Source organism: Acinetobacter sp. YH12205 (assembly GCF_013418125.1).
In the GTDB taxonomy this organism is placed as follows: Bacteria; Pseudomonadota; Gammaproteobacteria; order Pseudomonadales; family Moraxellaceae; genus Acinetobacter; species Acinetobacter towneri.
Genome location: NZ_VPCQ01000014.1, coordinates 1 through 21,380 on the forward strand (window position 1 = coordinate 1; position 21,380 = coordinate 21,380).

The 21,380-nt window shown below is 42.1% G+C and carries 25 protein-coding genes; 9 read left to right on the plus strand and 16 right to left on the minus strand.

Going from position 1 to position 21,380, the window contains the following annotated elements:
• Positions 1-166 precede the first annotated feature (166 nt).
• Positions 167-1,546, minus strand: coding sequence for a dihydrolipoyl dehydrogenase (locus tag FTU92_RS12800; RefSeq protein ID WP_180096405.1), 1,380 nt, complete (start codon positions 1,544-1,546; stop codon positions 167-169).
• A 160-nt stretch (positions 1,547-1,706) separates the two neighbouring features.
• Between FTU92_RS12800 and FTU92_RS12805 the strand changes: the two genes are divergently transcribed.
• Entirely contained in the window at positions 1,707-3,920 is a 2,214-nt protein-coding gene (locus tag FTU92_RS12805) for a hypothetical protein (RefSeq protein ID WP_131261950.1), read from the plus strand.
• Positions 3,921-4,067: 147 nt separating this feature from the next.
• Here the strand turns inward: FTU92_RS12805 and FTU92_RS12810 are convergent, their stop codons facing one another.
• On the minus strand, positions 4,068-4,490 hold the full coding sequence (locus FTU92_RS12810) for a beta-lactamase hydrolase domain-containing protein (protein WP_180096406.1): 423 nt from the start codon (positions 4,488-4,490) through the stop codon (positions 4,068-4,070).
• A complete protein-coding gene (locus tag FTU92_RS12815) occupies positions 4,483-4,818 on the minus strand; it encodes a TIGR01244 family sulfur transferase (RefSeq protein WP_096902417.1) in 336 nt (111 codons plus the stop codon). The genes FTU92_RS12810 and FTU92_RS12815 overlap by 8 nt, the downstream gene beginning before the upstream one ends.
• Before the next feature lie 123 nt (positions 4,819-4,941).
• Between FTU92_RS12815 and FTU92_RS12820 the strand changes: the two genes are divergently transcribed.
• Genes FTU92_RS12820 through FTU92_RS12830 form a run of 3 tightly spaced genes read left to right on the plus strand, consistent with a single transcriptional unit; the run spans position 4,942 to position 6,743 of the window.
• On the plus strand, positions 4,942-5,841 hold the full coding sequence (locus FTU92_RS12820) for an alpha/beta hydrolase (RefSeq protein ID WP_180096407.1): 900 nt from the start codon (positions 4,942-4,944) through the stop codon (positions 5,839-5,841).
• Positions 5,838-6,269, plus strand: a complete 432-nt coding sequence (trxC, locus tag FTU92_RS12825) for a thioredoxin TrxC (RefSeq protein ID WP_104853053.1) — start codon at positions 5,838-5,840, stop codon at positions 6,267-6,269. The genes FTU92_RS12820 and trxC overlap by 4 nt, the downstream gene beginning before the upstream one ends.
• A 27-nt stretch (positions 6,270-6,296) precedes the next feature.
• On the plus strand, positions 6,297-6,743 hold the full coding sequence (locus tag FTU92_RS12830; RefSeq protein ID WP_218944582.1) for an acyl-CoA thioesterase: 447 nt from the start codon (positions 6,297-6,299) through the stop codon (positions 6,741-6,743).
• 85 nt (positions 6,744-6,828) lie between these two features.
• Here the strand turns inward: FTU92_RS12830 and FTU92_RS12835 are convergent, their stop codons facing one another.
• Complete coding sequence (locus tag FTU92_RS12835; RefSeq protein ID WP_096902415.1) at positions 6,829-7,332, minus strand: DUF4442 domain-containing protein; 504 nt, start codon at positions 7,330-7,332, stop codon at positions 6,829-6,831.
• A 12-nt stretch (positions 7,333-7,344) separates the two neighbouring features.
• On the minus strand, positions 7,345-7,833 hold the full coding sequence (locus FTU92_RS12840; protein WP_004976234.1) for a YajQ family cyclic di-GMP-binding protein: 489 nt from the start codon (positions 7,831-7,833) through the stop codon (positions 7,345-7,347).
• 92 nt (positions 7,834-7,925) lie between these two features.
• Here FTU92_RS12840 and FTU92_RS12845 point away from each other — a divergent pair, with 92 nt between their 5' ends.
• Positions 7,926-8,240: a rhodanese-like domain-containing protein gene (locus tag FTU92_RS12845; protein ID WP_004976235.1), complete on the plus strand. Its 315-nt coding sequence runs from the start codon at positions 7,926-7,928 to the stop codon at positions 8,238-8,240.
• 79 nt (positions 8,241-8,319) lie between these two features.
• On the opposite strand, the gene mnmC is transcribed toward FTU92_RS12845, so the two are convergent.
• Genes mnmC through FTU92_RS12865 form a run of 4 tightly spaced genes read right to left on the minus strand, consistent with a single transcriptional unit; the run spans position 8,320 to position 11,663 of the window.
• The gene (mnmC, locus tag FTU92_RS12850; RefSeq protein WP_179991585.1) at positions 8,320-10,221 is read right to left on the minus strand and encodes an FAD-dependent 5-carboxymethylaminomethyl-2-thiouridine(34) oxidoreductase MnmC; all 1,902 of its coding nucleotides are present in this window, start codon (positions 10,219-10,221) and stop codon (positions 8,320-8,322) included.
• A gap of 37 nt (positions 10,222-10,258) precedes the next feature.
• A complete protein-coding gene (locus FTU92_RS12855) occupies positions 10,259-10,714 on the minus strand; it encodes a hypothetical protein (protein WP_004976237.1) in 456 nt (151 codons plus the stop codon).
• A gap of 5 nt (positions 10,715-10,719) precedes the next feature.
• On the minus strand, positions 10,720-11,022 hold the full coding sequence (locus tag FTU92_RS12860; RefSeq protein ID WP_004976238.1) for a YciI family protein: 303 nt from the start codon (positions 11,020-11,022) through the stop codon (positions 10,720-10,722).
• Positions 11,023-11,051: 29 nt separating this feature from the next.
• A complete protein-coding gene (locus tag FTU92_RS12865) occupies positions 11,052-11,663 on the minus strand; it encodes a septation protein IspZ (RefSeq protein WP_004976239.1) in 612 nt (203 codons plus the stop codon).
• Positions 11,664-11,708: 45 nt separating this feature from the next.
• Here FTU92_RS12865 and FTU92_RS12870 point away from each other — a divergent pair, with 45 nt between their 5' ends.
• Positions 11,709-12,563, plus strand: coding sequence for a PHP domain-containing protein (locus tag FTU92_RS12870; RefSeq protein WP_179994425.1), 855 nt, complete (start codon positions 11,709-11,711; stop codon positions 12,561-12,563).
• Between the two features lie 105 nt (positions 12,564-12,668).
• Here the strand turns inward: FTU92_RS12870 and FTU92_RS12875 are convergent, their stop codons facing one another.
• Together FTU92_RS12875 and radC are read right to left on the minus strand one after the other, a co-directional pair.
• Positions 12,669-13,577, minus strand: coding sequence for a bestrophin family protein (locus FTU92_RS12875; protein WP_154321041.1), 909 nt, complete (start codon positions 13,575-13,577; stop codon positions 12,669-12,671).
• 68 nt (positions 13,578-13,645) lie between these two features.
• Complete coding sequence (gene radC / locus FTU92_RS12880; RefSeq protein ID WP_154321040.1) at positions 13,646-14,344, minus strand: DNA repair protein RadC; 699 nt, start codon at positions 14,342-14,344, stop codon at positions 13,646-13,648.
• A 113-nt stretch (positions 14,345-14,457) separates the two neighbouring features.
• Between radC and coaBC the strand changes: the two genes are divergently transcribed.
• Positions 14,458-15,732, plus strand: coding sequence for a bifunctional phosphopantothenoylcysteine decarboxylase/phosphopantothenate--cysteine ligase CoaBC (gene coaBC / locus FTU92_RS12885; RefSeq protein ID WP_167845783.1), 1,275 nt, complete (start codon positions 14,458-14,460; stop codon positions 15,730-15,732).
• 77 nt (positions 15,733-15,809) lie between these two features.
• On the opposite strand, the gene secB is transcribed toward coaBC, so the two are convergent.
• From secB to rsgA, 4 genes are all read right to left on the minus strand, one after another.
• Entirely contained in the window at positions 15,810-16,268 is a 459-nt protein-coding gene (gene secB / locus FTU92_RS12890; RefSeq protein ID WP_004976246.1) for a protein-export chaperone SecB, read from the minus strand.
• Between the two features lie 34 nt (positions 16,269-16,302).
• Positions 16,303-16,557 (minus strand): glutaredoxin 3, encoded by a 255-nt coding sequence (grxC, locus tag FTU92_RS12895; RefSeq protein ID WP_004976247.1) that lies wholly within the window; start codon positions 16,555-16,557, stop codon positions 16,303-16,305.
• Between the two features lie 33 nt (positions 16,558-16,590).
• Entirely contained in the window at positions 16,591-16,998 is a 408-nt protein-coding gene (locus tag FTU92_RS12900) for a rhodanese-like domain-containing protein (protein ID WP_004976250.1), read from the minus strand.
• A gap of 94 nt (positions 16,999-17,092) precedes the next feature.
• Positions 17,093-18,151: a small ribosomal subunit biogenesis GTPase RsgA gene (gene rsgA, locus FTU92_RS12905; protein ID WP_096902409.1), complete on the minus strand. Its 1,059-nt coding sequence runs from the start codon at positions 18,149-18,151 to the stop codon at positions 17,093-17,095.
• A gap of 124 nt (positions 18,152-18,275) precedes the next feature.
• Here rsgA and orn point away from each other — a divergent pair, with 124 nt between their 5' ends.
• Positions 18,276-18,833 (plus strand): oligoribonuclease, encoded by a 558-nt coding sequence (orn, locus tag FTU92_RS12910; protein WP_004976254.1) that lies wholly within the window; start codon positions 18,276-18,278, stop codon positions 18,831-18,833.
• 210 nt (positions 18,834-19,043) lie between these two features.
• Here orn and FTU92_RS12915 read toward each other — a convergent pair whose 3' ends face one another.
• A complete protein-coding gene (locus FTU92_RS12915; RefSeq protein ID WP_131261957.1) occupies positions 19,044-19,919 on the minus strand; it encodes a metal-dependent hydrolase in 876 nt (291 codons plus the stop codon).
• Between the two features lie 132 nt (positions 19,920-20,051).
• Between FTU92_RS12915 and FTU92_RS12920 the strand changes: the two genes are divergently transcribed.
• Entirely contained in the window at positions 20,052-21,116 is a 1,065-nt protein-coding gene (locus FTU92_RS12920) for an AraC family transcriptional regulator (RefSeq protein WP_180096408.1), read from the plus strand.
• The last annotated feature ends 264 nt before the right edge of the window (positions 21,117-21,380 follow it).

A 21,380-nucleotide genomic window follows, 5' to 3' on the forward strand; every position in this document is an offset into this window, starting at 1 on the left:
CCCATGTGAGAGTAAGTCATCGCCAGCTCATTATTCTAAACACCCTCAACTAGCGTTGGGGGTGTTTTTTATGTGGGAAAGAAAATATTAAAAACTATAAAAAGTGAAGGCAAAATAAAACCATCAGGGGATGGTTTTAAAGAGTAAGCATACTTTCTAAATTTGATTAGATTTCACGTAGTTGTCGACGTGCATGTTTAAGTGCTGTTCTTAAACCCTCTTCTAGTGTTGGATGGTAGAACGGTTTATCTAAAATATCCTCAAGTGTGAGTTCTTCATCAATCATCCAAGCCAATAAGTGCGCCATGTGCTCAGCAGCATCCACAAATAATTCAGCACCTAATAACTTTTGACTTTTATTATTAATATAAACTTCAATCGCACCTTTATTTTTTCCCAGCACCAAAGCGCGACCTTGTTTTTCATAAGAAACAAAGCCTGTCGTAAATGCAATATTTTGCTCTTTCAGTTGTTTATAGTTTTGTCCTACAGATGCCATTTCAGGTGAGCTAAACACAATGCCCATGGGTGTTAATGTTTTAATATTTTCAATATTTGGAAAGCTTAAACAATTATGCACGGCTGCACGCCCTTCATGTGCTCCTTCATGTTGAATGGGGGTGTTAGTGTGTGCATCACCCACAATAAAAATAGCATGCCGTCCGAGTTGTTTGGTGTGTGCATCAATTGGGAGCTGTTTGATGTTGTTAAAACTCGTATCAATATTTTCAAGTTGAAGCTGATCTAAATAGCTGCGTCTACCCGTGGCAACCAATACATAATCGGCAGTTAAGCTCTGTGTTTGTCCATCTTCTTGATATTCAATTTGCACGCCTTGTTCTGTTCTTTGTAGTTGTGTTGGCAAGGTTTCAAATTTGATATTCAATTCTTGACTAAGTGTATTTTGTGCAATGGTTTGTAGTTCTGGGCTGCTGAGTGAACCAACTTTACGACTACGTGCAAAAATAGTGGTCTCTACCCCTAAGCGTTGCATAGCTTGAGCTAATTCGATTGCAATTACACCACTGCCAATGACGGTCAAAGATTGCGGTAAGTGCTCTAATTCAAAAATTTGATCTGATGTGATTAAGCGTTCGCCTAAGTTTTCTTTCCAGGCTTGGTCATAAGCAGGAGTAGAACCGACTGCAACAATAAAAGCTTTTGCCTGATATTGCTGTCCATTCACTTGAATTGTATGGGCATCAATAAAAGTCGCAAAGCCTGAAACTTTATGGGATGCTTCCCAACGATCTACATCTTTTTGTGTGGCACGGGTAAAACGATCACGTAATTGACGTACGTGCGTCATGATTTGGGATGTATCAATTTTTGCATCTACCGTGAGTGCAACTTCTTGTGCATGCTGAAAGTCGTGCATGCGATTGGCACTAGAGATGAGAACTTTGCTGGGCATACAACCAACGCGGGCACAGGTGGTATCCCATGGGCCGTGATTGATGATGAGTAGATTTTGGGTGTATTTAATCGCTTCTTTATAGGCGCTAATGCCTGCGGTGCCTGCACCAATGATAATGAGGTCGTACATTTGTGAGCTACTTCATGTAATAAATAAATTTAGGCTAACACAAGCAAAACATTTATCATGCTTTTATTTACATAAAGCAGTAACTATGGTTACATATCTGACAATATTAATTATATGTTTGATTAACTCATAGTTTTAGAGGGATTTGGGGATTAACTCAATGAAAAAGAAAGAAATTAGTTTTAAGTTTTCGGCTGTGGCTCTAGCAGTTTTATTGGCTGGCTGTGGTGGCGGTGGTTATTATGATAATAAAGCTACGGATTCTAATCCAGGAAATAATACGACCAATCCTAGTACTGGTGAAACAGTTCAAAATGTTAATGCTAGTGCTATTACTCTGACAGATGTTAATGGTGTACAAACTCAGGTTATTAACATTGATGGTGCAAAGGCCACTGTAAAAGTAACAGATCAATCAGGACAAGGTATCAGTGGTGCAGTTGTTACATTTACCACAACTGGTGATGTTATTTTAGGGAGTTCAAATGGTGCAGTACTAACTGATGCGGCAGGTGATGCATCAATTTCACTTGTACCAAGTAATCCTAGCTTAACTGGTGTTTATAAAGTCTCAGCTAGTGTGGAATATGGTGATAAAACTATTACTACTAAGGATTTAGCTTTTACTTTACAACCACTTAATGTTGTTTTAGCGAATATGGTTCCTTCGACGGATCAATTAGAAGTTGGTGGCTCAACAAATATTACATTAAAAACACAAACAGACAGCGGTAATTTTCAAAATAATGTAGTTGTAAACTTTACAGCTACATGTGGTACATTTACGCCAGCATCAGTTACTTCACTTAATCAGGGTGATATTACAACTACTTATAAAGCTATTTCTGTGACTGGTGAGCTGTGTCAAGGGCAGCCTATTATTTATGCAAAGAGCTCAAATAGTCAATCGACACCACAGGTTACAGTTAAAGTCGCACCAATTGCAGCAGACTCTTTAGTTTATACGACAACTTCTGCTGTTGATCTTGGTATTGCAGGTAGTGGTTCGGCTGCCTCTGGGCAGGTTGAGTTTACCCTTTTCGCAAATGGACGCCCTGCTCCTAATCAAGAGGTGTTGGTTCAATTAACAGAAGCTCCCCCAGATTTAAATTTTATTTCATTAGATAATAATAAACTTGAGAAATTAATAAAAAGTGATTCTAATGGAAAAATTATTGTAAACTTATACCCTGGTGATATTCCTGGACCAGTGGAAATTAAAGCAGCACTTGCGTCAGATCCGAAAGTCTATGCTTTATCTAAAAATGTAAAAGTTTCAACAGGTAGGGTCACTCAAAATGGTGTTAGTTTATCTGTTTCTAAACAATCTTTAAGAACGGATATTGATGGAGATACTTCTACAATTACCGCACGTTTAACAGATCGAGTTGGGAATGATGTACCTGAAGGGACAGTAATTAGTTTTGTTGCGGAAGGTGGCAAAGTAGATTCATCTTGTGCAACCAATAAAGCTGGTTCATGTAGCGTAACTTTGACGACACAAAATCCCCGTCCTGTAAATAACCGTGTTACTGTTTTAGCTTTTGTAGAGGGAGATAAAGCCTACAATGATTTAGACGGTAGTAATTCGTTTACAAAAGGGGATACTTTAACTCATAACATTGGTGCTTTTTTCCGTGATGATAATGAAGATAATCTCCATAATCTAGGTGAATTTATTTATAGTAAAGCGAATGCTGGTTTAAAATGCGCACTTTCTAGTTTTGAGCAGCCGAATATTCCTAATACTTGTGACAGTGGTTTAAGTGCAGTTTTACGTCAACAATTAGTTTTTGCGTTTGCTCATGATACTCCAACGTTTGTTTGGAAGAGTGGGTTTGAATCGAATGGAAAAATTTCAAAAGGGACTGGCACTTTTAGTTTTAATGTATATGGTAATAGTCTGAAAACTGTTCCAATGCCTTCTAGTACAACTGTTGGAGTTTCAGTTAAAGATAATACAACATTTGAACCTAGCGTTAAATTGATTGCAGTGCCATCTGATTCAACTAAAAAGGTTTTAAGTGTAACTGGAGCTGAACCATATAGTACTTTGAATATCACATTAGCAGATAAAGATTACGCAATTGTAATTTCTGGAAGTGGAACAGGAACCTCTGTGCCATTGGATGCAGCTATTACAGGTACACCACAATTTAATTATAAAAATCAGACTTGTGAGGCTGAGGTAATTAATGGAGATGAGACTGTTCCAAATACTATGGCTTTATTGACACCAACTACATTTGCAAATATTGCACCTGTCGTACAGTACACAGTTCGTTTGAAAGGCTGTGCACAGGGTGATGACATTAAGGTTATTACGAGTGTTCCTAATGGTAAAACCCAGACAAGTTGGTTAGAACTTAAATAATCAGTTATAAACTAAAAACCAACTCAAAATATTGAGTTGGTTTTTTATATTTACAAACTCGTCCCCACATTCACACCCACCGTCGGGCGTACTTGCATAGAACTACAAGCACTCAGCGCCAAGACACACATCATCACCAATACAACTTTATTCATGCAACAAACCTTGAGATTTTTCCTGATGAAATACCGCACTAGAACGAGCGCCACTACGACAAATCATCAGAATGGGTTTTGGAAGCTCATTATAATATTTAGCGAATTCAAGAATATCTGTTTGAGAAATTTTGCCGCTATTTACGGGTTGATAAATCACACTGATCTGAGATTTTTCCGCGATATTGCGTAATTCACTCACCTTAATAGCATTGCCCATTTCTTGATCAGGAAGGTTCACAATCACCGATTTAAAACCTTGCCGCATCAACTGTGAAAATTTGGCAGCATTCATCTGACCTGCAACACTGACTTTGGTATTTAAAGTCTGAACATCGTTTTGAGCGTGACTCAGCGGGATACTGCTACAGATCAGAATACAGCAAAATACATATTTGAGGATGGGTTTAGTCATCCAACAAATCCATTTGTTTTGCTAACTGGAATAAGTTGTTTGAACGGTTACCCGTGCGGCAGAACATCAACACAGGTTTTGGCAATTCGTTATAGTGATTGGCAAACGTACGCACATCTACTTCAGTAATTTGACCCGACACCACAGGTTGATAGACATAATCTAAGCCTGCTGCACGTGCAGCTTCTTCAATTTGCGCACTGGTTGGTTGCTCAGCACCACCTTCCATATCTGGGCGGTTATTAATAATTGACTTAAAGCCTTTCTCTACAACTTGGCTCACATGCTCAGGACCAATTTGACCCGCAAAACCGACTTGTTCAGACATGGGAATACTCCATCATTTTATTCATGACAATATGCTTTATGATAGCATTAAGCAGATTCAAGAGCAGAATGTTCTGAAATATTTATAACGATGATAACGATAAAATAACGCAATGGAGCGCTTATGCATTCCTATACGGTCGAGCCTTTATATGTCAAAAGTGATCACGAGGTGATTGCTGCAGACTTTTATCGCCCTAAATCTATAGAGAAACCCGCGGTGATTCTGATGGCGCATGGTCTAGCAGCCTTGCGTCATTTTAAATTGGTGCAATACGCACAATATTTTGCTCAGGCAGGCTATGCGGTGGTGCTATTCGATTATCGCTATTGGGGCGGGAGTACGGGGCGTCCACGTGAGTTGGTATCCATAGAGGCGCAGTTAGATGACTGGCGCAGCATGATTTCACATATCGCGGAACGTAAGTCGATTGATGCCAAACGTATGATTCTGTGGGGAACTTCACTGAGTGGCGGATATGTGCTGAGTTTGGCCTCACGCTTACACAATATTGCCGCGGTCATGGTACAAGTGCCTTTTGTAGATGGTGCGGAAAGTGCCAAGTTATATCCTTTGCAGCAACTTCCGAAAGCCCTAAAAATCTCCAGTCAGGACTATATGGGAGCAAAGGTAGGGATGTCGCCCAAAACGCTTGCAGTGGTGGCGCAAAAAGAACTGTGTTTTTTACCGACCACAGACAGTTATGCAGGTTATATGTCAATTGTGAACCCCGATCATTACTGGAGTGGGGAAATTCCTGCGCGGGTATTTTTTAATTTGATTCGTTATCGCCCCATTCAAGAAGTGCGGCAAATCAACATCCCTGTGTTATTTATTGCTGCACAGCGTGACAGCCTGATTCCAATTGAATCGAGCCGTGAAACGGCCACCAATATTGCACCTTATGTACAATATGAGGAGTGGGATATGCAACATTTCGATATTTATCATGGAGAATGGTTTAAAAAAGCGATTCAGACCCAATTAGAGTTTTTACAGCAACTGTTTGGAGTCAGTAAATGATTATTGTATGCCCTGAATGCGGTGCAAAAAACCGTGTACCTGAAGATAAATTATCTGCCAATCCTGCATGTGGGCAGTGTCATCAAGCGCTGATTCCGCTTGCACCCATTGAATTGAATGAGCAAAATTTCAGTAATTTTATTCAAAATAGTGACTTACCTATTCTGATTGATCTTTGGGCGGACTGGTGTGGTCCTTGCAAGATGATGGCACCACATTTTGCAACAGTTGCCAAGCAGAATCCGCAGGTGGTGTTTGCCAAAATTGATACCGAGGCCAATCCACGCTTAAGCAGTGCATTCCATGTGCGCAGTATTCCAACACTGGTATTGATGAATAAAAGCAATGAAATTGCTAGAATAAGCGGCGCGCTACGAGCGACTGAATTACAACAGTGGTTGGATCAGCAACTCAATGCCCAGTCTTAATGCACTGTTCGTGCTAATTTAATGCAAATGTCCGGAGTGAACGTGTCAGATTCTCATGTAAAACCAGAGGGAGTGCTTTCCCTACAAACAATTGCCATGCCAGCAGATACCAACTGGAGTGGAGATGTCTTTGGAGGCTGGATCGTTTCACAGATGGACTTGGCAGGTGCGATTCATGCCGAGCGTTTTAGTAAAGGACGTTGTGCCACGATTTCCATTAACCAAATGACTTTTTTGGTGCCTGTAAAAGTGGGCGATGTGATCAGTTGCTACACCAAAATTTTGAAAGTGGGGAATACTTCAATTCAAATGCAAATTGAAGTGTGGGACAGCCATGATGATTCACGTGAAGCTGTGCGTGTTACCGAAGGGGTATTTACCTTTGTTGCGGTTGATGTCAAAGGCTCAAAACGTCAGATTCCTGAAGAAGCCAAACAGAAGTTTTTAGAAGCTCAGGCTAGTCAAGCATCATAAGTATCAAGCTAGTCAAACATCGTAATGAAAAAAATCCCAGCACAGTAGCTGGGATTTTTTCTTGGAGAGGAAACAGGCGTTAGGCTTATTTCTGCTTTAAATGTGATTTTGACACCCATGCCCACAACATTTCACACTGAATCGGGGCTTCGCCTGATTCATCAATCACACTGACATTGACCAGTGTTTCGCCTTTGTCGGTGCTGTGCATGAGTTGTTGCTGTTCTGGGCTGAGTGTGGCAATGGCTGTCATTGCACCTTGAGTTGGACGTTTAAAGTCCACTTTCAGGCTTTTAATCAGCACAATGGCACTATCAGGTACATTCATAGCAGTCACAAAACCTGTAGCAGTTTCGGCAAGCAGCGCCATAGCACAGGCATGTACCTGTCCAATATGGTTTTGCATGGCTTTATGATTGGCAAGACTGACCACCACTTGCGATGGGGTTACTTCTTGATAGCGAATTTTCGCAGTGCCCACCATCGGCACGACACGACCAAAGGCTTGACTCAAAAGGCGGCTTTGAATGCCTTTCGGCAATTTTGATGTTGCTTTGACCAGTTTGTTTAAGCGATTGGTTGGTGTCATGACATCCCCAAATTAATCTTTAAAGTTGTTAAATTGCAGTGGCAGACCAAATTGTTGCTCTTTCAAGAACGCCATTACTTGTTGCAATGTGTCGCGTTTCTTGTCGGTCACACGAATTTTGTCACCCTGAATAGAAGATTGCACTTTAATGCCACTGTCTTTAATGGCTTTGTTAATTTTTTTTGCGGTATCTGAGTCAAGACCATCTTTAAGTTTGATCACTTGAATCACATTTTTACCTGATGCGGTCATTTTTTGTGGGTCAAGCGCCTGAATGTCGACTTTACGCTTATAGAAGTGATTTTCGAGCATGGTATACACTTGCTCACATTGGAAATCACTTTCAGTGGAGATTTTAATCTCTTTGTTTTTTTCATTGAGGTCGATAGAAACATCCTGACCACGAAAATCGAAACGAGTACCGATTTCTTTTTGTGTGTTTTGAACCGCATGATTCACTTCAAAAAGTTCTAATTCAGAAACAATATCGAAAGAAGGCATAATGAAGACCTTTGCAAATGGAAACAATATCTGAGATGCTAGGGATGTTTTCTTCATTTGCCAAGTGTTGTTTTACATCAAAGGAGTGCGCAATGATCCGTAAACAAGAAATTACAACATTTGAGTTCCCAGCTGACGCGATTATCTGGGATGTACGTGATGCAAGTGCTTATGCAGAAGCTCATGTTAAAGGTGCTGTGAATCAGCCAATTAACGATCTATCAGCAGAGAGTCTTACTCAGGTGTCGGCGGATCAACCCATTTACATTTTATGTGGTGGCGGAAGTAAAGCCCCACGTGCAGCGGAAAAACTAGAAGGTTTGGACAGCTCACGTGAATATGTGGTTTTAATGGGTGGTACACGTGCTGCGCGCGACGCAGGCATGCCTTTGGAACAAGGTCACTAAGTATCATCAATATGAAGAAAGCGCCGTAAGGCGCTTTTTTGTTGGGTATCGTTTTATTTCTATTTTCTCTAAGCGAGCGTTAGCTTGAAGGTGGAGGAGCTTTAAAATAAGGCTTCTTGGTTTTCACCTTTTTCTGAAAACGTGTAGCTGCCAGTTTTTGTACTAAGTTTTTAGGTACAGCGCAGGCTTCTGCTAAAACTTGTGCCGCCAGTATTTCACTGCACAACGGGGCAAATAAAAAGCCTTTAGAACCGAGTCCTGCAAAGCTGTAAATTTCCTGATCATCACGCATTTTGCCAAGTAGGGGAAAATAATCCTTACTTTGGGCGCGTAGCGAAGCGCGACCTTGCCAAGTATCTACGGGTGCTAAGTTTTCGGCATACGCAGGAAAGACACTGTGGATAAGTTCGTAGTTATGCACATGGTCTTCTGCCAAGACGTCACAATCTTCCCGATTTGGATAAAACGATGCACCTAAAATCAGTTGATCGGCATTGAGCTGCATGCAATAGCCGCCATAGCTATAGGCTTGTGATAATGGCAAAGCCTGATCTGTATTATTTACCCAGCTAACTTGCCCACGAATGGGTTTAAGCACAGGGTAATGCTCAAAAAAAGCACCGCTTTGCAGCGCTGCACAGACGATGACATGATCAAATGTTCCAAGTTCAGTATCTACGCTGTGTAAGATCAGTTGCTGTGCTGTCGTGGTGATTTGTTTAATTTGAGCTTGCTGAAACTGAATGTGCGGATGCGCAAGAATTTCATCACGCAGTTGATGTGGAGAAACTGCTCCTGCTTGCAATAAGTTTAAACTGGCAAAGTCGCTTTGTGGCGTAAGTTCGGTTGCACTCTGTGCTGCTAAAATACCTTTTGGATATTGTGTGGCTAAATCCAGCAATTCATCGGCATGTTTAAGTGCCAGTTGATGAATCTGCAACGGACGAAATGCTTTGAATGCGGCATAGTGATTTAAAGCATGTTGCCATGCCAAAGTCATTAAATGATCAGCACTTTGATGAATTGGGCAAAGTTTTGGGTTTAAGAGTGCCAAAGGATTGCCAGAACCGCCTGCAAGTGGCGCTGTTTGGTCATAGAGCGTGACTTGATGCCCTCGTTGGGAAAATGCCCACGCACAGCTTAAACCCGCAATTCCTGCGCCTATGATCGCAATATGGCGCTGTTGGTTGCTTGTTGTGGTATTTGTTGTAATTTGAGTTTCGTTCTGATCGGATATTGGCTCTATTTCAGGCGCTTGCCAGATGGCTTTCAGCATTTCCCGTTTATGCCCAAAACCGCGTGGGCGGGTGATGTGAATACCGTGTTGTTTTAAGCCACGTTTGAGTACGCCTGCCACACTAAATGAAGCAAAAGTCGTGCCATAATCGGACAGTGCTACAATCGGGTTGAGCACGGTTTCCTGCCACATATCGGGGTTACAGGCGGGTGCAAAGCCATCTAAAAACCACGCATTGACAGGAGCAGTTTTAGCAATGACAGGAAAAACTTCCTGAGCATCGCCTAGCCATAAATCTAGGCTAAAGCGTTCATCTGGAAAGTTTAAACGATGACAGCCTGCAATAGCGGCAGGGTATTGCTGAATCAGCTGTTCAGACAGATGACTGAGTTCGGGCCAAGCCGCTAAGGCACGTATAAGATCGGCTTTGCAAAGTGGAAATTTTTCGACAGAAATTGCGTGTAAATGGCTGCGATTATTGGGACGTACCTGTTGCCATAATTGCCAGAGCGCTAAAATATTTAAGCCTGTACCAAAGCCTGTTTCGCCTACACAAAAATATTCAAAATCATTCAGCGCTGCTAAACGGATGGGTAAGTCATTGCCCTGTAAAAACACATGCCGTGTTTCTAATAAACCGTTGTCTTTAGAGAAATACACATCGCCAAATTGTTTGGAAATGGGCACATCAATACCATCGACCAGTTGCCAATCCAGCTCGGCAGTTTGAATAGGCTGAAACAAAACCAGAGTACCTTAAATCAAGAGGTGAATGCTCACCTTACCATTGGCGGCGACGTTTGGTATAGACATAGCTAGCAATTAAGAAGCCGAGCAATACGCCAACCGCGAGTGTTGCAGCACCGTATAAAAACATTTGCGCACTGCGTTCACTTTGCAGTACTTGAACTTGCACGCCTAAATTATCGTTTTTAAGTTGCAGTTCCTGATTCTGTGCCAAAGCATCGAGGTTTGCCTGTTCAAGTTGTTGCAAACGTGTGCTCTGATCTTTAATCAAGGCTTTGGTTTTAGCTTCCTGAAGGGCTTTATTTTTGGCAATTTGTTCTGCAGTCAGGGGCTTATCTTGTGCAGGAGTAACCCCATTGGCTGTTGCTACAGCTGCCGTGTTGGTCACAGCAGCAGGAGCAGGTGCAGTAGGTGTGGTTGTGGCTGGCTCAACTGCATATACAGGTGAACTGAGCAGAACAGCAACAACACTGGCAACAACGAAACGCATAGCGCTTATCCTTGAGGGAATGCTTTATTGAATGGCTTAACGTCAATGTGGCTATATACGCCTTCTTTTAAGAAAGGTTCATCTTGTAGCCAAGCATCGAGTGCTTCACGACTGTCAAAATCGACAATCATGGTGCTGCCATAAAAGCCTGCTTGTGGATTGCTTGGGTCTTTTGGCATTGCCCCCGCCACAATTAAGCGACCTTCGGCATCGAGTTGTTGCAAACGTGCAAGATGTGCAGGACGGGTCGCAAGACGTTTTTCCAGTGTACCTTCACGGTCAGTACAACTCAGAACAAATAAAGGCATAGTTACTCTCGAATATCGCAGATCAGAAATTATTCAGATGTTTTAAAGTATTTGCGCAATACAATAAACTGCACAATGATAAAGGAAAACATCACAATCATGTCACCAAAAGCAGTGAATTCGCCCCAATATTTTCCGTCCATAAATAAAAATGCAAAAAATACGTGTAGGAAAGACATGACTGCAAACATGGCTGCCCAAGTATAATTCAGGTTTTTCCAGCCAGCTTCGGTCAAGTTGAACACAGGCCCAAATAAGCGTTGAATCAGTGGTTTACGGTCTTTGCTGAACCATGGTGATAGCAAAAAAGCACCTGCAAATACAATGTTTAAAATGGCAGCTTTCAGGCGAATATAAAAGTCATCGCTTAACATTAAAGTAACGCCACCAAAAATTACGGTCATAAACAGCACAATCCACTGTTGTTTATCTAAACGGAATTTTTGCATGATGAACAATGCGCCGTACACCACTAACATCGAGATGATCAGACCTGTGGTGGCCACCAAAATATGGTTGTTATCGACACCGCCTGCAGAGCCGATGAGTTGTAGTAATTGATGATTAGTGTCTTTTGGATCTACAGTTTTGTATAAATAAAAGAAAATAATGAGGGGCACAAAGTCTAAAAGTGCTTTCATGTTAGAGTATCTAAATCTGATCAAATAAATGACATAGTATAAGTGATGCACGGCGTAGATTTACATACACACAGTAATATTTCTGATGGAACTTTGTCACCTGGAGAATTGGTGTCTGCGGCAATTCAGCAGGGCATTCATACCTTGGCATTGACTGATCATGACACAATGGATGGGCTGGCTTTGGCAGAGCAAGCGGCTCAGGGGCAAGATTTAAAGATTATTTCGGGAGTGGAAATTTCCAGTCAATGGTCACGTCCTGCCACTAAAAAAAGCTATAGCGTGCATGTGGTGGCGCTAAACATGCAAAATCCTGCACCTTTACAGGCGCTGCTGGAACAGCAAAAACAAATTCGTGCAGAACGTGCCAAACAAATTTGTGATTTACTCACTCCGCTGATTGGACAAGATATTTATAATGATGTACTTCTTAGAGTCGAAGGCGTAGCAGATCGGATTACCCGTACGCACATTGCCAAAACTTTACAGGAAAAAGGCATTGTAACGCGTGTGCAGCAAGCATTTGATAAATACATCAAAGAAGGCAAAAAGGCTTATGTGAAATTTGATGGCTTGAGTTTGGAAGATACGATTCGGGTGATTCACGACAGTCAGGGTTTTGCCGTGTTGGCGCATCCAACCCGTTATGATTTATCTGCGACCAATATTCGTTATTTAATTGAAATTTTTGCCAAATATGGGGGTGATGCAGTGGAATTGCCGCCTAATATTGACCCTGCATCGACCCGTCAAATGGTGGATCGCATGATTGCTGAACATGGTCTAAAAGTATCTGTCGGCAGTGATTTTCATGGTGAAAATATGCCGTGGATTAAATTGGGCAATATTCCGCGGGTGAAAGATGGTCAAATTGGGATTTGGGAGAGTTTTGTTGAGTAACTCCCTCATCCCAACCTTCTCATATAAGCAGATGTGATATCCATTATTAAAATTTAGAAAGGATAAAAACTCCTTCTCCCTCTGGGAGAAGGTTGGGAAGAGGGTCTAAAGCAAATTATTGTCCTGTGCCTGAATTGGTGGTGGCGTTGGTTTACCCAACGTACCCAATAATTCAATTTCAATGGTTCTTACCATGGCATCTAAAGGTAAGTCATTGCTTTGCGTGCCAAAAGGTTCTTCAATTTCAGAACTGAGCGCATCCAGACCTAAAAAAGTATAAGCCAAAATACCGACCAAAAGCGGAGTCGCCAATCCGAGTGTAGACCCTAAACTAAAGGGCAACATAAAACAGAAAAAGTACACTGTTCGGTTAAGTAGGACTGAATACGCAAAAGGGAGCGGTGTGGTAGCAATACGGTCACAACCCGTGAGTACCAAACTCAGCTCTGTGACGTGTTGATTCATTTGTGTGTAAATAATATCGGAAATTTCGCCCTCTTTAAGTGCTTGCATTAACTCCCATTGAATCAAACTGAGCGTGTATTGCGGCGCATTGGCTTGTTGATACAGTTGGGTAATTGCTTGCTGACTCATGCCACTGGTTTGAATTAACTCGGTTGGATTGGCAGTTTGATGACGCAGGCGGTCGCGCAAGACATTGGCAAATACAATGACGTGCTGAATGACGCGTTCACGTCGTGCTTGACTAAGTATACGGCAGTCGCGGTCAAAGTGGCGCGCGTTGGCAATCAGCATGCCCCAAAGTTTACGTGCCTCCCACCAACGGTCATAACAGGCAGAGTTTTTAAAGCCCAAAAAAATCGACAGCACCACCCCAATTAAAGTAAAGCCAACCAAAGGCAATTCTGGAAAATGAAAATAACCAATATAAGACAAACCGCCAATAATGGTGGAGATCAACATCACCAAGCCCAAAGGCGGTAAGACCTTCGGTAAAATCGTGCCCCGCCAAGAAAACAGTAAGTTAAATACACTGGGTTGATCGACTATCATTTTATTAGAATCATCACAATTTTTTGATGATCTTCTGTGCTTGTGCAGGCTTTGTCAATATGCAAATTTTAAGTGTGCTCAAATTTAAGCAGTTGTTGTTCGGCAAAGGAAAAATTACCTTCACTTGAGATGATACAGTGATCGATCAAACGCAGCTCTAGCAACTGACAGGCTTGCTGAATCTGCTGCGTCAGGACTAAATCTGCAGGTGAAGGTTGTGGTAAGCCGAAAGGATGATTGTGTGCAATCACAATCGCTGTGGCATGTTGACTAATCGCAAAACGTAGCAATTGATTAATGGAAATTTCACACGAATTTAATGCACCATAAAATAATTTTTTAAAGCTGATTTTGCGTAAACAGGCATCAAGGCAAAGCACCGCAAACACTTCTTGGGTTTCGCCCAAAAGTTCAAAACGCAGATACTCCATCAAGCGTTTGGAATTGCTAAGCTCAAGTGCATCTTGTTTTAAATGTTCGGCTACATAGCGCCGTCCAAGTTCTTTAACTGCCATGAGCTGTGAATATTTACTGTTACCCATGCCGTGAAATTGACACAACTCGGCAATGGGTGCATCGAGTAAAGTAGTGAGATTGCCAAAATGCTGAATTAGCAATCGTGCCAACTCCACCGCAGAATGTTGCTGTGAGCCTGAGCGCAAAAAAATAGCCAATAGTTCGGCATCAGATAAACTGGCAGCACCATTTTGAATGAGACGTTCACGTGGCCGTTCTTGTTCAGGCCAATGTTTAATAGATAAATGCATTGTTATTTGACTTTGTTATTCTAAATTTGAAACTTAAATCCCAACAGATCTCTTGGGAATGACATTATTTAATGCTATTGTGAGCCCCACTGCAACAAAAAGGTGGCTTATTTGTGAGCTTCGATTTAAGCGTACTCCCTCATAAAAACATTATTTTAGCTGTGACAGGCGGCATTGCGGCCTATAAAAGTGCGATTTTAGTGCGTCGTTTAAAGGATGCAGGGTTTAGTGTTCGCGTGGTCATGACCAGAGGGGCACAAGCTTTTATTACACCGCTGACCTTTCAAGCATTGTCGGGCAATCCTGTACATACCGAATTATTAGATACCGAAGCCGAAGCAGGCATGGGGCATATTGAATTGGCACGGTGGGCCGATTTAATTTTGGTTGCGCCCGCCAGTTGCGACACCTTAGCCAAATTTGCTGCAGGTCTGGCCGATGATTTGCTCAGTACTTTATATTTAGCCACCACTGCACCAGTTTGGGTTGCACCTGCCATGAATCAGCAAATGTGGGCAGCCAAAGCCACACAGCGTAACTTAACCACTTTGGTGGAAGATGGCGTGCATGTAATTATGCCCGATGCGGGCGAACAAGCCTGTGGAGATGTTGGTTTAGGGCGTATGCCAGAACCTGAAGATTTGGCGCATCAGGTGACGCAGTATTTTCATCAGGCACAGCGTGCTTTGGTGGAAAAATTTGGCATGTTGGCAGGCAAAAATGTCACCATTACAGCAGGCCCAACCCGCGAAGCTTTAGACCCTGTGCGTTATATTTCTAACCATAGTACAGGCAAAATGGGTTTTTCTTTGGCTGCAGCCTGTTATGCAGCAGGGGCAAAAGTCACGCTTATTGCAGGCCCAGTTAGTTTAGATACGCCAAATGGGGTACAGCGAATTAATGTGTCTTCTGCAATTCAAATGCTAGATACCAGTTTGCAGATGCTTGAACAAGGCTGTGATATTTTCATCGCTACAGCCGCGGTGGCAGATTACCGCGTGGCAGAAATTGCGGAACACAAAATTAAAAAATTAGGCGATGAGCTGAATGTGGCGTTGGTCAAAAACCCTGATATTGTTGCGACCATTGCGCAACAGGAAAAACGTCCGTTTATGGTTGGCTTTGCTGCAGAAACCCGCAATGTAGAAGAGTATGCAGCAGGCAAGTTGGTGGCGAAAAAACTGGATATGATTGCCTGCAATGACGTTTCCCGTGCCGATATTGGTTTTGCTTCCGATGAAAATGCCATGACGGTATTTTTTGCCGAAAGCTACCGTATGGAAAAACGCGATTTGGAAAAAGCCTCGAAACAGGAAATTGCGCAGCAATTGGTCGAAGCGATTCATGATGCCTTGTATCGAGATCCATCTCAGGATGATGATTTTTAATTTTGATCGTCCATCAGCAAACGGATGACATAAAAAACCGCTGAAATTTCAGCGGTTTTTTTATATCCAATCGCGAATTAAGCTTGACCTTCAGCTGCAGCGGCTTGAGCACGTTGCATATTGGCTTCAAACTCGGCATCGAAGTTGATTGGCGTTAACAATAATTGTGGGAAGCTGCCTTTGGTAACCATATCATTCACTGCTTCACGCAAGAATGGGAACAAAATGTTCGGGCAGTATGCGCCAAGAATGTACGGTAAACGCTCTTCTTCAACGCCATCAATCAGGAAAATACCAGCTTGGGTAACATCAACAATAAATGCAGTATCGCCCGCGTTGTTGGCTTGAACCACAACTTTTAATGCTACTTCAAAGTGGGTTGGATCAATTTTTTCTGCAGAAGATGACAGGTTGATGTTCAATTCAGGCTGCCATTCTTTGGTAAATACTTGTGCCCCAGGAACTTCAAAAGAAATGTCTTTGGTATAAATACGCTCTAATGCCAATTGTGGTTGAGCTTGTTGTTCTTCACTCATGTTAAATCCTTAAGAGTTGGTTATCGTGTTATGTTTATGCCAATAATTGATCGAGCTTGCCTTCGCGATCTAACGCATATAATTGGTCAAAGCCGCCAATAAACTGGTCATTGATGAAAATTTGTGGAACGGTACGATGATTGGTGCGTTGCATTAATTCAACACGTACTTCAGGCGCTTCATTCGACAAATTAATTTCTTTATAGGCAACGCCTTTACGCTCAAGGAGTTGTTTTGCACGAATGCAGTATGGACATACAGTCGTTGAATAAATAGTGACTTCAGCCATGATTGTTCTCCTTGCGAAAAATATTGGGTAAAACTATTTGCTTTTTACTAAAGGTAAACCTTGTGCTTTCCAGTTGCTAATACCGCCATCTAAACGATAGGCATCGGTATGTGCGACCTGTTGTAAAGCACTGCCTGCAACCTGACCCAAGTTACAGATAAAGACCAATGGGCGATCTGAGGTTTTTAACTCTTCAACATGCTTGGTAATTTGGCTATAGGGGATATTGCGGCTACCACTGATATGACCTTCACGGAAATCTTTGGCATCACGTAAATCAATCAACATGGCATTTTTAGCTTTGACTAAAATACCCAAAGATTGTGGGGAAATTTTGCGACCATTGCGTTGACCTTCTAACACAAAGAACAACACTACCAATACAGCCAGCGTCCCAAATAAGAAGGGATGATTCCCCATAAATTCGAACCAACGTTCCACAAGTCACCTAATTACAATGTCAAAATTGTTCAAGAGTATAGCGTATAAATATGGCGATCAAAAACACCGCTTCAAGGGCAGCGCCATAATAAAATTAATTTTTTTGTTGCGCTTCGGCAATTTCATCACACAGTCTTAAATAACTGTCTAAACGACGCGATAATATTTCACCTTCTGCAGCAGCCAGTCGCAGCGCACATTGCTTTTCATGTTTATGGGTACAGTTGCGGAATTGGCAATGCCCCAGCAGGTTTTCAATTTCAGGAAAACCATTTTGAATTTTATCTTGGCTTAAGTGCCATAAACCAAATTCACGAATCCCCGGTGAGTCAATTAAGGCTGCACCATCTCCAAAGCCAATTAAGCGGGTAGAGGTTGTGGTGTGTTGTCCAAGTGCTGAGTTTTCTGAAATGATATTGGTCTTTTGCGCCGCTTCAGGCACGATGGCATTAATCAGCGAGCTTTTCCCCACACCCGATTGTCCAACAAAAGCCACCGTTTCACCTGCCAAACGTGCCGCCAAATGCTCTAAATTCGCATCGGACTGGGTTTGCATGACTTCATACCCCAAGTCTTGATATTCCTTAAGCAAGTCTAAAATCGGGTCGTTTTCTTTGAGCAAATCAGATTTGTTTAAGACCAATAAGGCGGGAATATCGGCATCGGCACAAGCAACCAAATAGCGGTCAATCAAGCCCGGTGCAGGTTCAGGCAAAGGCGCAAAAACAATCACAATCAAACTGATATTGGCGGCAACAGGTTTAACTTTGTGATAACGATCAGGTCGGGTCAATAAAGATTGGCGTGGATGAATCGCGGTAATAATCCCTAAACCTGTATTCGGATCGGCTTGCCATTTGACCCGATCTCCCGTCACCAATAATTCTAAATTGGTGCGAGTATGACAACGCCAAATGCTGCCTATTTCGATAGGTTTCCAAAACGGTTCAGGCTCACCTGCGTGCACCACCGGTTTTTCAGGATGAATTTCAGGAACAGATAAAGCCTGAACTTCTAATTGACGACCATAGTGTTGTACCACCAAGCCTTCTAAATCATGTGAAGTGTCAATGTCTGCCTGACGTGACTTGTGTTGTTTTTCAATTCGACGTTGCTGTTGTTCAGTCAATCGACGCTTACGAATTAAAGCCATTCATATCCTAAAAAAACCATGAACTCAGGATGGCAAAAATAGCATGAAGCGGGGGCACAGTTACAGCCAAGAAGCAAGAAATTTGCTACTATGCTGTTTTTAAGCCGAATAAGATTGCACATTTATGAGCAGCACGCCTGATACTCGCCTCATTTGGATTGATTTGGAAATGACAGGTTTAGATACCGATAACGACCAAATTATTGAAGTGGCTACCATTGTGACCGATGATCATTTAAATATTTTGGCAGAAGGTCCTGTGCTGGCTGTGCATCAACCTGATCGTATTTTAAATGCCATGGATGAGTGGAATACACGTCAGCATGGACAATCGGGCTTAATTGAGCGTGTGCGTCGCAGCAAACTCACTGCGCAGGATGCAGAACAGCAAACTATTGAGTTTCTGAAAAAATGGGTTAATCCTAAAACATCGCCAATGTGTGGCAACTCAATTTGCCAAGACCGCCGTTTTTTACACCGTTTAATGCCTGAATTGGAACAGTACTTCCATTATCGTAATTTGGATGTTTCATCAGTGAAAGAGTTGGCAAAGCGCTGGCGTCCAGAAATTATGAGCGGTTTGAAAAAGAATGCGTCGCATTTGGCGATGGATGATATTCGTGATTCGATTGCTGAGCTGAAATATTATCGCCAATACTTTTTTATTATGAATCAGGACTAAAACCTTTTTCTGCGTAGGAGATGGAGCTGTAACAGTAACAGCGATCTCTTACGCTTAAACTGTGTTGGTCACTCATAAATAAGAAATAATAAGATATGACTCAGCATTGCCTTATGCCTTACTTTATATAAAGATATTAGAGGCAAGTTTGTATAAAGCTAAGCAATGCTTAGGTGTTCATTGGTTAAAAGCCAAGCAAAACCAAAAGCTTTATTTTCCTGCCTGCCAAAATGCTTCACCTGCCTGAATTGGGTCGCCTGTTTGCGCCAAAGTCTCAAGCCAGACATCATATTGCGCGATGATTGGATGTTGGCTAGGGTGAAAGTCAGGTTTAAACCAATCACGATATTGTGATTGCATTTTGCGTAATTTCCCTTGTTTGCCAAACAGCCATTGCAAGCCACGTACATTCATTTTAAGGCGCTGGGTACGATTAAACCCATCGCATCTCAGCATGACATTGGCGCGGTACAGGGTAAATCCGAACATTAAACCTGTGGTCAGCACCAACGCCATTTTTCGAGTCACTTCAGGCACATTGCCCACCTGTTGCATCACATCAAACGCCACATCACGATGTTCCATTTCTTCAATCGCATGCCATGCAAATAAAGCACGGACATAAGGATGTGCATCTTGCAGCGTGTCTTTTTCGCCATAAAAAGTTTCTGCCATAAGTGCGGTTAAATGTTCCGCAGCTGCTGTCATGGCGATGTTGTATTGGGGCGAGCGATATTTCAGTTCAAACTTAAACACTTTGTTTAGACGCTGAATAAACTGATCTACAGGCATGCCTTGATCTTTCATGACCTGATTCATTTTGTCGTGTGCAATGCCGTGCTGAGCTTCTTGTCGAATAAAATCGGCAACACGCTGTTTTAAGTCAGGGTCTTGAATTTGATCACGGAACAAACGTACCGATTGAATGAAATAACGCTCGCCATCAGGAAAAGTCAGGCTCAAAGCATCAAACATGCGGGTTAAAAACGGGTCACCTGCAAACCAGTAACGCGGCACATCGGCTAATTTAAAATCGAGATTGCTGCGTACTATGGGCGCAGCATGATATTGGACAAGTGCATTCATTTTATTTTATTTCACTCTGGTCAATCCTGTTTGCATTATGTCGGGCTTTGGCAGATTTGTTTTGACAGTATTTGCCAGTTTTTATACATTAAGCGACAAAAGAAAATGATGCATGTCAAAATGAGCAAGCACATGAGCGAAATTCAAATTCCGAATGGTTATTATCAACTTTGGTTACGCTATTTATCTGCACAGGGCAGAGTTCCTGAGCAGCTTGGATTTTCGCCTGCACAATTGCAGCAGTTACAGCATGTGTTGGCATTGCCCATGGATACCCAATCGTCCTATCAGTTTTTTAACGAGATCATCCAACACAGTATTCAGTTTTTAGATTGTCCAACGCTCGTTTTTGAATTGGCACGTTATATTCAGCCTGAACATTTTGGCGTGCTTGGCTATATGGCATCGCGTAGTAACAGTGTTGCAGAAGCCATTCAATATATGATGCGTTTTAGTCGCTTGGTGGTGGATGGTACGGCAGCCGTACCAATGCGACTGGAACAACAATCAGATGCTTTATATTTATCATGGCCATTGGTGGATGAAAAATACAGCTTGGTTCATGAAATGACTTTTGCTTGTATGACTCAATTGGCCATGCAAATTTTTGATTTTCAACACTCTCCGATACGGGAGATTCATTTTGCCCATGCACCGCGTATGGCGATGCTGCATTATGAAAAGTTTTATGGTTGTAAGGTTTTATTTAAGCAAGCGGAATATCAAATTGTTTTAAATTTAGAAAGCCTCAGTTTAAAACCACAGCAAGCCGATCCCTCTTTAATTCATTTACTCACCAAACAAGCTGAAGATGCGATTGCGCTCAAACCTCAATTGGAAACCGTGCGGCAACAAGTCCAAGAGCTGGTGGCGCATTATTTACGTTATGAACAGCAAGTACCCAATATTGAGTGGGTGGCACAGCGTTTATTTCGTTCAGGGCGGACGTTACAGCGTCAGCTTAAACAGGAAGGTACGGGTTTTAAACAGATTCTGGAAATAGAACGGATGCAGCGTTGTGAAAACTTACTGCGACAAAATGTGAGCCTAAGCGATATTGCACAGTTGTTGGGTTATTCAGACCAATCGGCTTTGGCGCGTGCCTATAAAGCCTGTACAGGACAGACCTTGCTAAAACGTAAACAGCAGTTGCAGCAAGCTGAGGATGCACTTTCTCTACAGCAAAATACGCCATAAATAGTATGGATTGGCTCATTATCAACAGGTGATTTCGCGCTAAGAGATTGAAAATAAGCTGTGTGTAGCCATGACCGAATCAGCTTTTGCAAGGTTGATAAAGCCTAAGATAAAACCTGAAGTTGTTTATTTTTATCAATATTTTTAAATTTAAAAGCACGATTGAGCAAGTTTCAAAAACCGATAAGCAGGCAAAATTAGGCATCTTTGATCATTGAGAAAAAAGCGCAAATATCAGTAAATGTAGCCTCGCGGTTGTTCTGA

Excerpts from the sequence above, each read along its gene's own strand:
- FTU92_RS12845 (WP_004976235.1), top strand. The coding sequence starts at position 7,926 with ATGATCCGTAAACAAGAAATTACAACATTTGAGTTCCCAGCTGACGCG.
- FTU92_RS12815 (WP_096902417.1), bottom strand. The coding sequence starts at position 4,818 with ATGTCTGAACAAGTCGGTTTTGCGGGTCAAATTGGTCCTGAGCATGTG.
- rsgA (WP_096902409.1), bottom strand. The coding sequence starts at position 18,151 with ATGGCTTTAATTCGTAAGCGTCGATTGACTGAACAACAGCAACGTCGA.
- orn (WP_004976254.1), top strand. The coding sequence starts at position 18,276 with ATGAGCAGCACGCCTGATACTCGCCTCATTTGGATTGATTTGGAAATG.
- FTU92_RS12870 (WP_179994425.1), top strand. The coding sequence starts at position 11,709 with ATGCACGGCGTAGATTTACATACACACAGTAATATTTCTGATGGAACT.
- FTU92_RS12855 (WP_004976237.1), bottom strand. The coding sequence starts at position 10,714 with ATGCGTTTCGTTGTTGCCAGTGTTGTTGCTGTTCTGCTCAGTTCACCT.
- FTU92_RS12915 (WP_131261957.1), bottom strand. The coding sequence starts at position 19,919 with ATGAATGCACTTGTCCAATATCATGCTGCGCCCATAGTACGCAGCAAT.
- trxC (WP_104853053.1), top strand. The coding sequence starts at position 5,838 with ATGATTATTGTATGCCCTGAATGCGGTGCAAAAAACCGTGTACCTGAA.
- FTU92_RS12860 (WP_004976238.1), bottom strand. The coding sequence starts at position 11,022 with ATGCCTTTATTTGTTCTGAGTTGTACTGACCGTGAAGGTACACTGGAA.
- FTU92_RS12835 (WP_096902415.1), bottom strand. The coding sequence starts at position 7,332 with ATGACACCAACCAATCGCTTAAACAAACTGGTCAAAGCAACATCAAAA.
- FTU92_RS12840 (WP_004976234.1), bottom strand. The coding sequence starts at position 7,833 with ATGCCTTCTTTCGATATTGTTTCTGAATTAGAACTTTTTGAAGTGAAT.
- FTU92_RS12875 (WP_154321041.1), bottom strand. The coding sequence starts at position 13,577 with ATGATAGTCGATCAACCCAGTGTATTTAACTTACTGTTTTCTTGGCGG.
- FTU92_RS12830 (WP_218944582.1), top strand. The coding sequence starts at position 6,297 with ATGTCCGGAGTGAACGTGTCAGATTCTCATGTAAAACCAGAGGGAGTG.
- radC (WP_154321040.1), bottom strand. The coding sequence starts at position 14,344 with ATGCATTTATCTATTAAACATTGGCCTGAACAAGAACGGCCACGTGAA.
- FTU92_RS12920 (WP_180096408.1), top strand. The coding sequence starts at position 20,052 with ATGAGCGAAATTCAAATTCCGAATGGTTATTATCAACTTTGGTTACGC.
- FTU92_RS12865 (WP_004976239.1), bottom strand. The coding sequence starts at position 11,663 with ATGAAAGCACTTTTAGACTTTGTGCCCCTCATTATTTTCTTTTATTTA.
- FTU92_RS12820 (WP_180096407.1), top strand. The coding sequence starts at position 4,942 with ATGCATTCCTATACGGTCGAGCCTTTATATGTCAAAAGTGATCACGAG.
- FTU92_RS12805 (WP_131261950.1), top strand. The coding sequence starts at position 1,707 with ATGAAAAAGAAAGAAATTAGTTTTAAGTTTTCGGCTGTGGCTCTAGCA.
- FTU92_RS12800 (WP_180096405.1), bottom strand. The coding sequence starts at position 1,546 with ATGTACGACCTCATTATCATTGGTGCAGGCACCGCAGGCATTAGCGCC.
- grxC (WP_004976247.1), bottom strand. The coding sequence starts at position 16,557 with ATGGCTGAAGTCACTATTTATTCAACGACTGTATGTCCATACTGCATT.
- FTU92_RS12810 (WP_180096406.1), bottom strand. The coding sequence starts at position 4,490 with ATGACTAAACCCATCCTCAAATATGTATTTTGCTGTATTCTGATCTGT.
- secB (WP_004976246.1), bottom strand. The coding sequence starts at position 16,268 with ATGAGTGAAGAACAACAAGCTCAACCACAATTGGCATTAGAGCGTATT.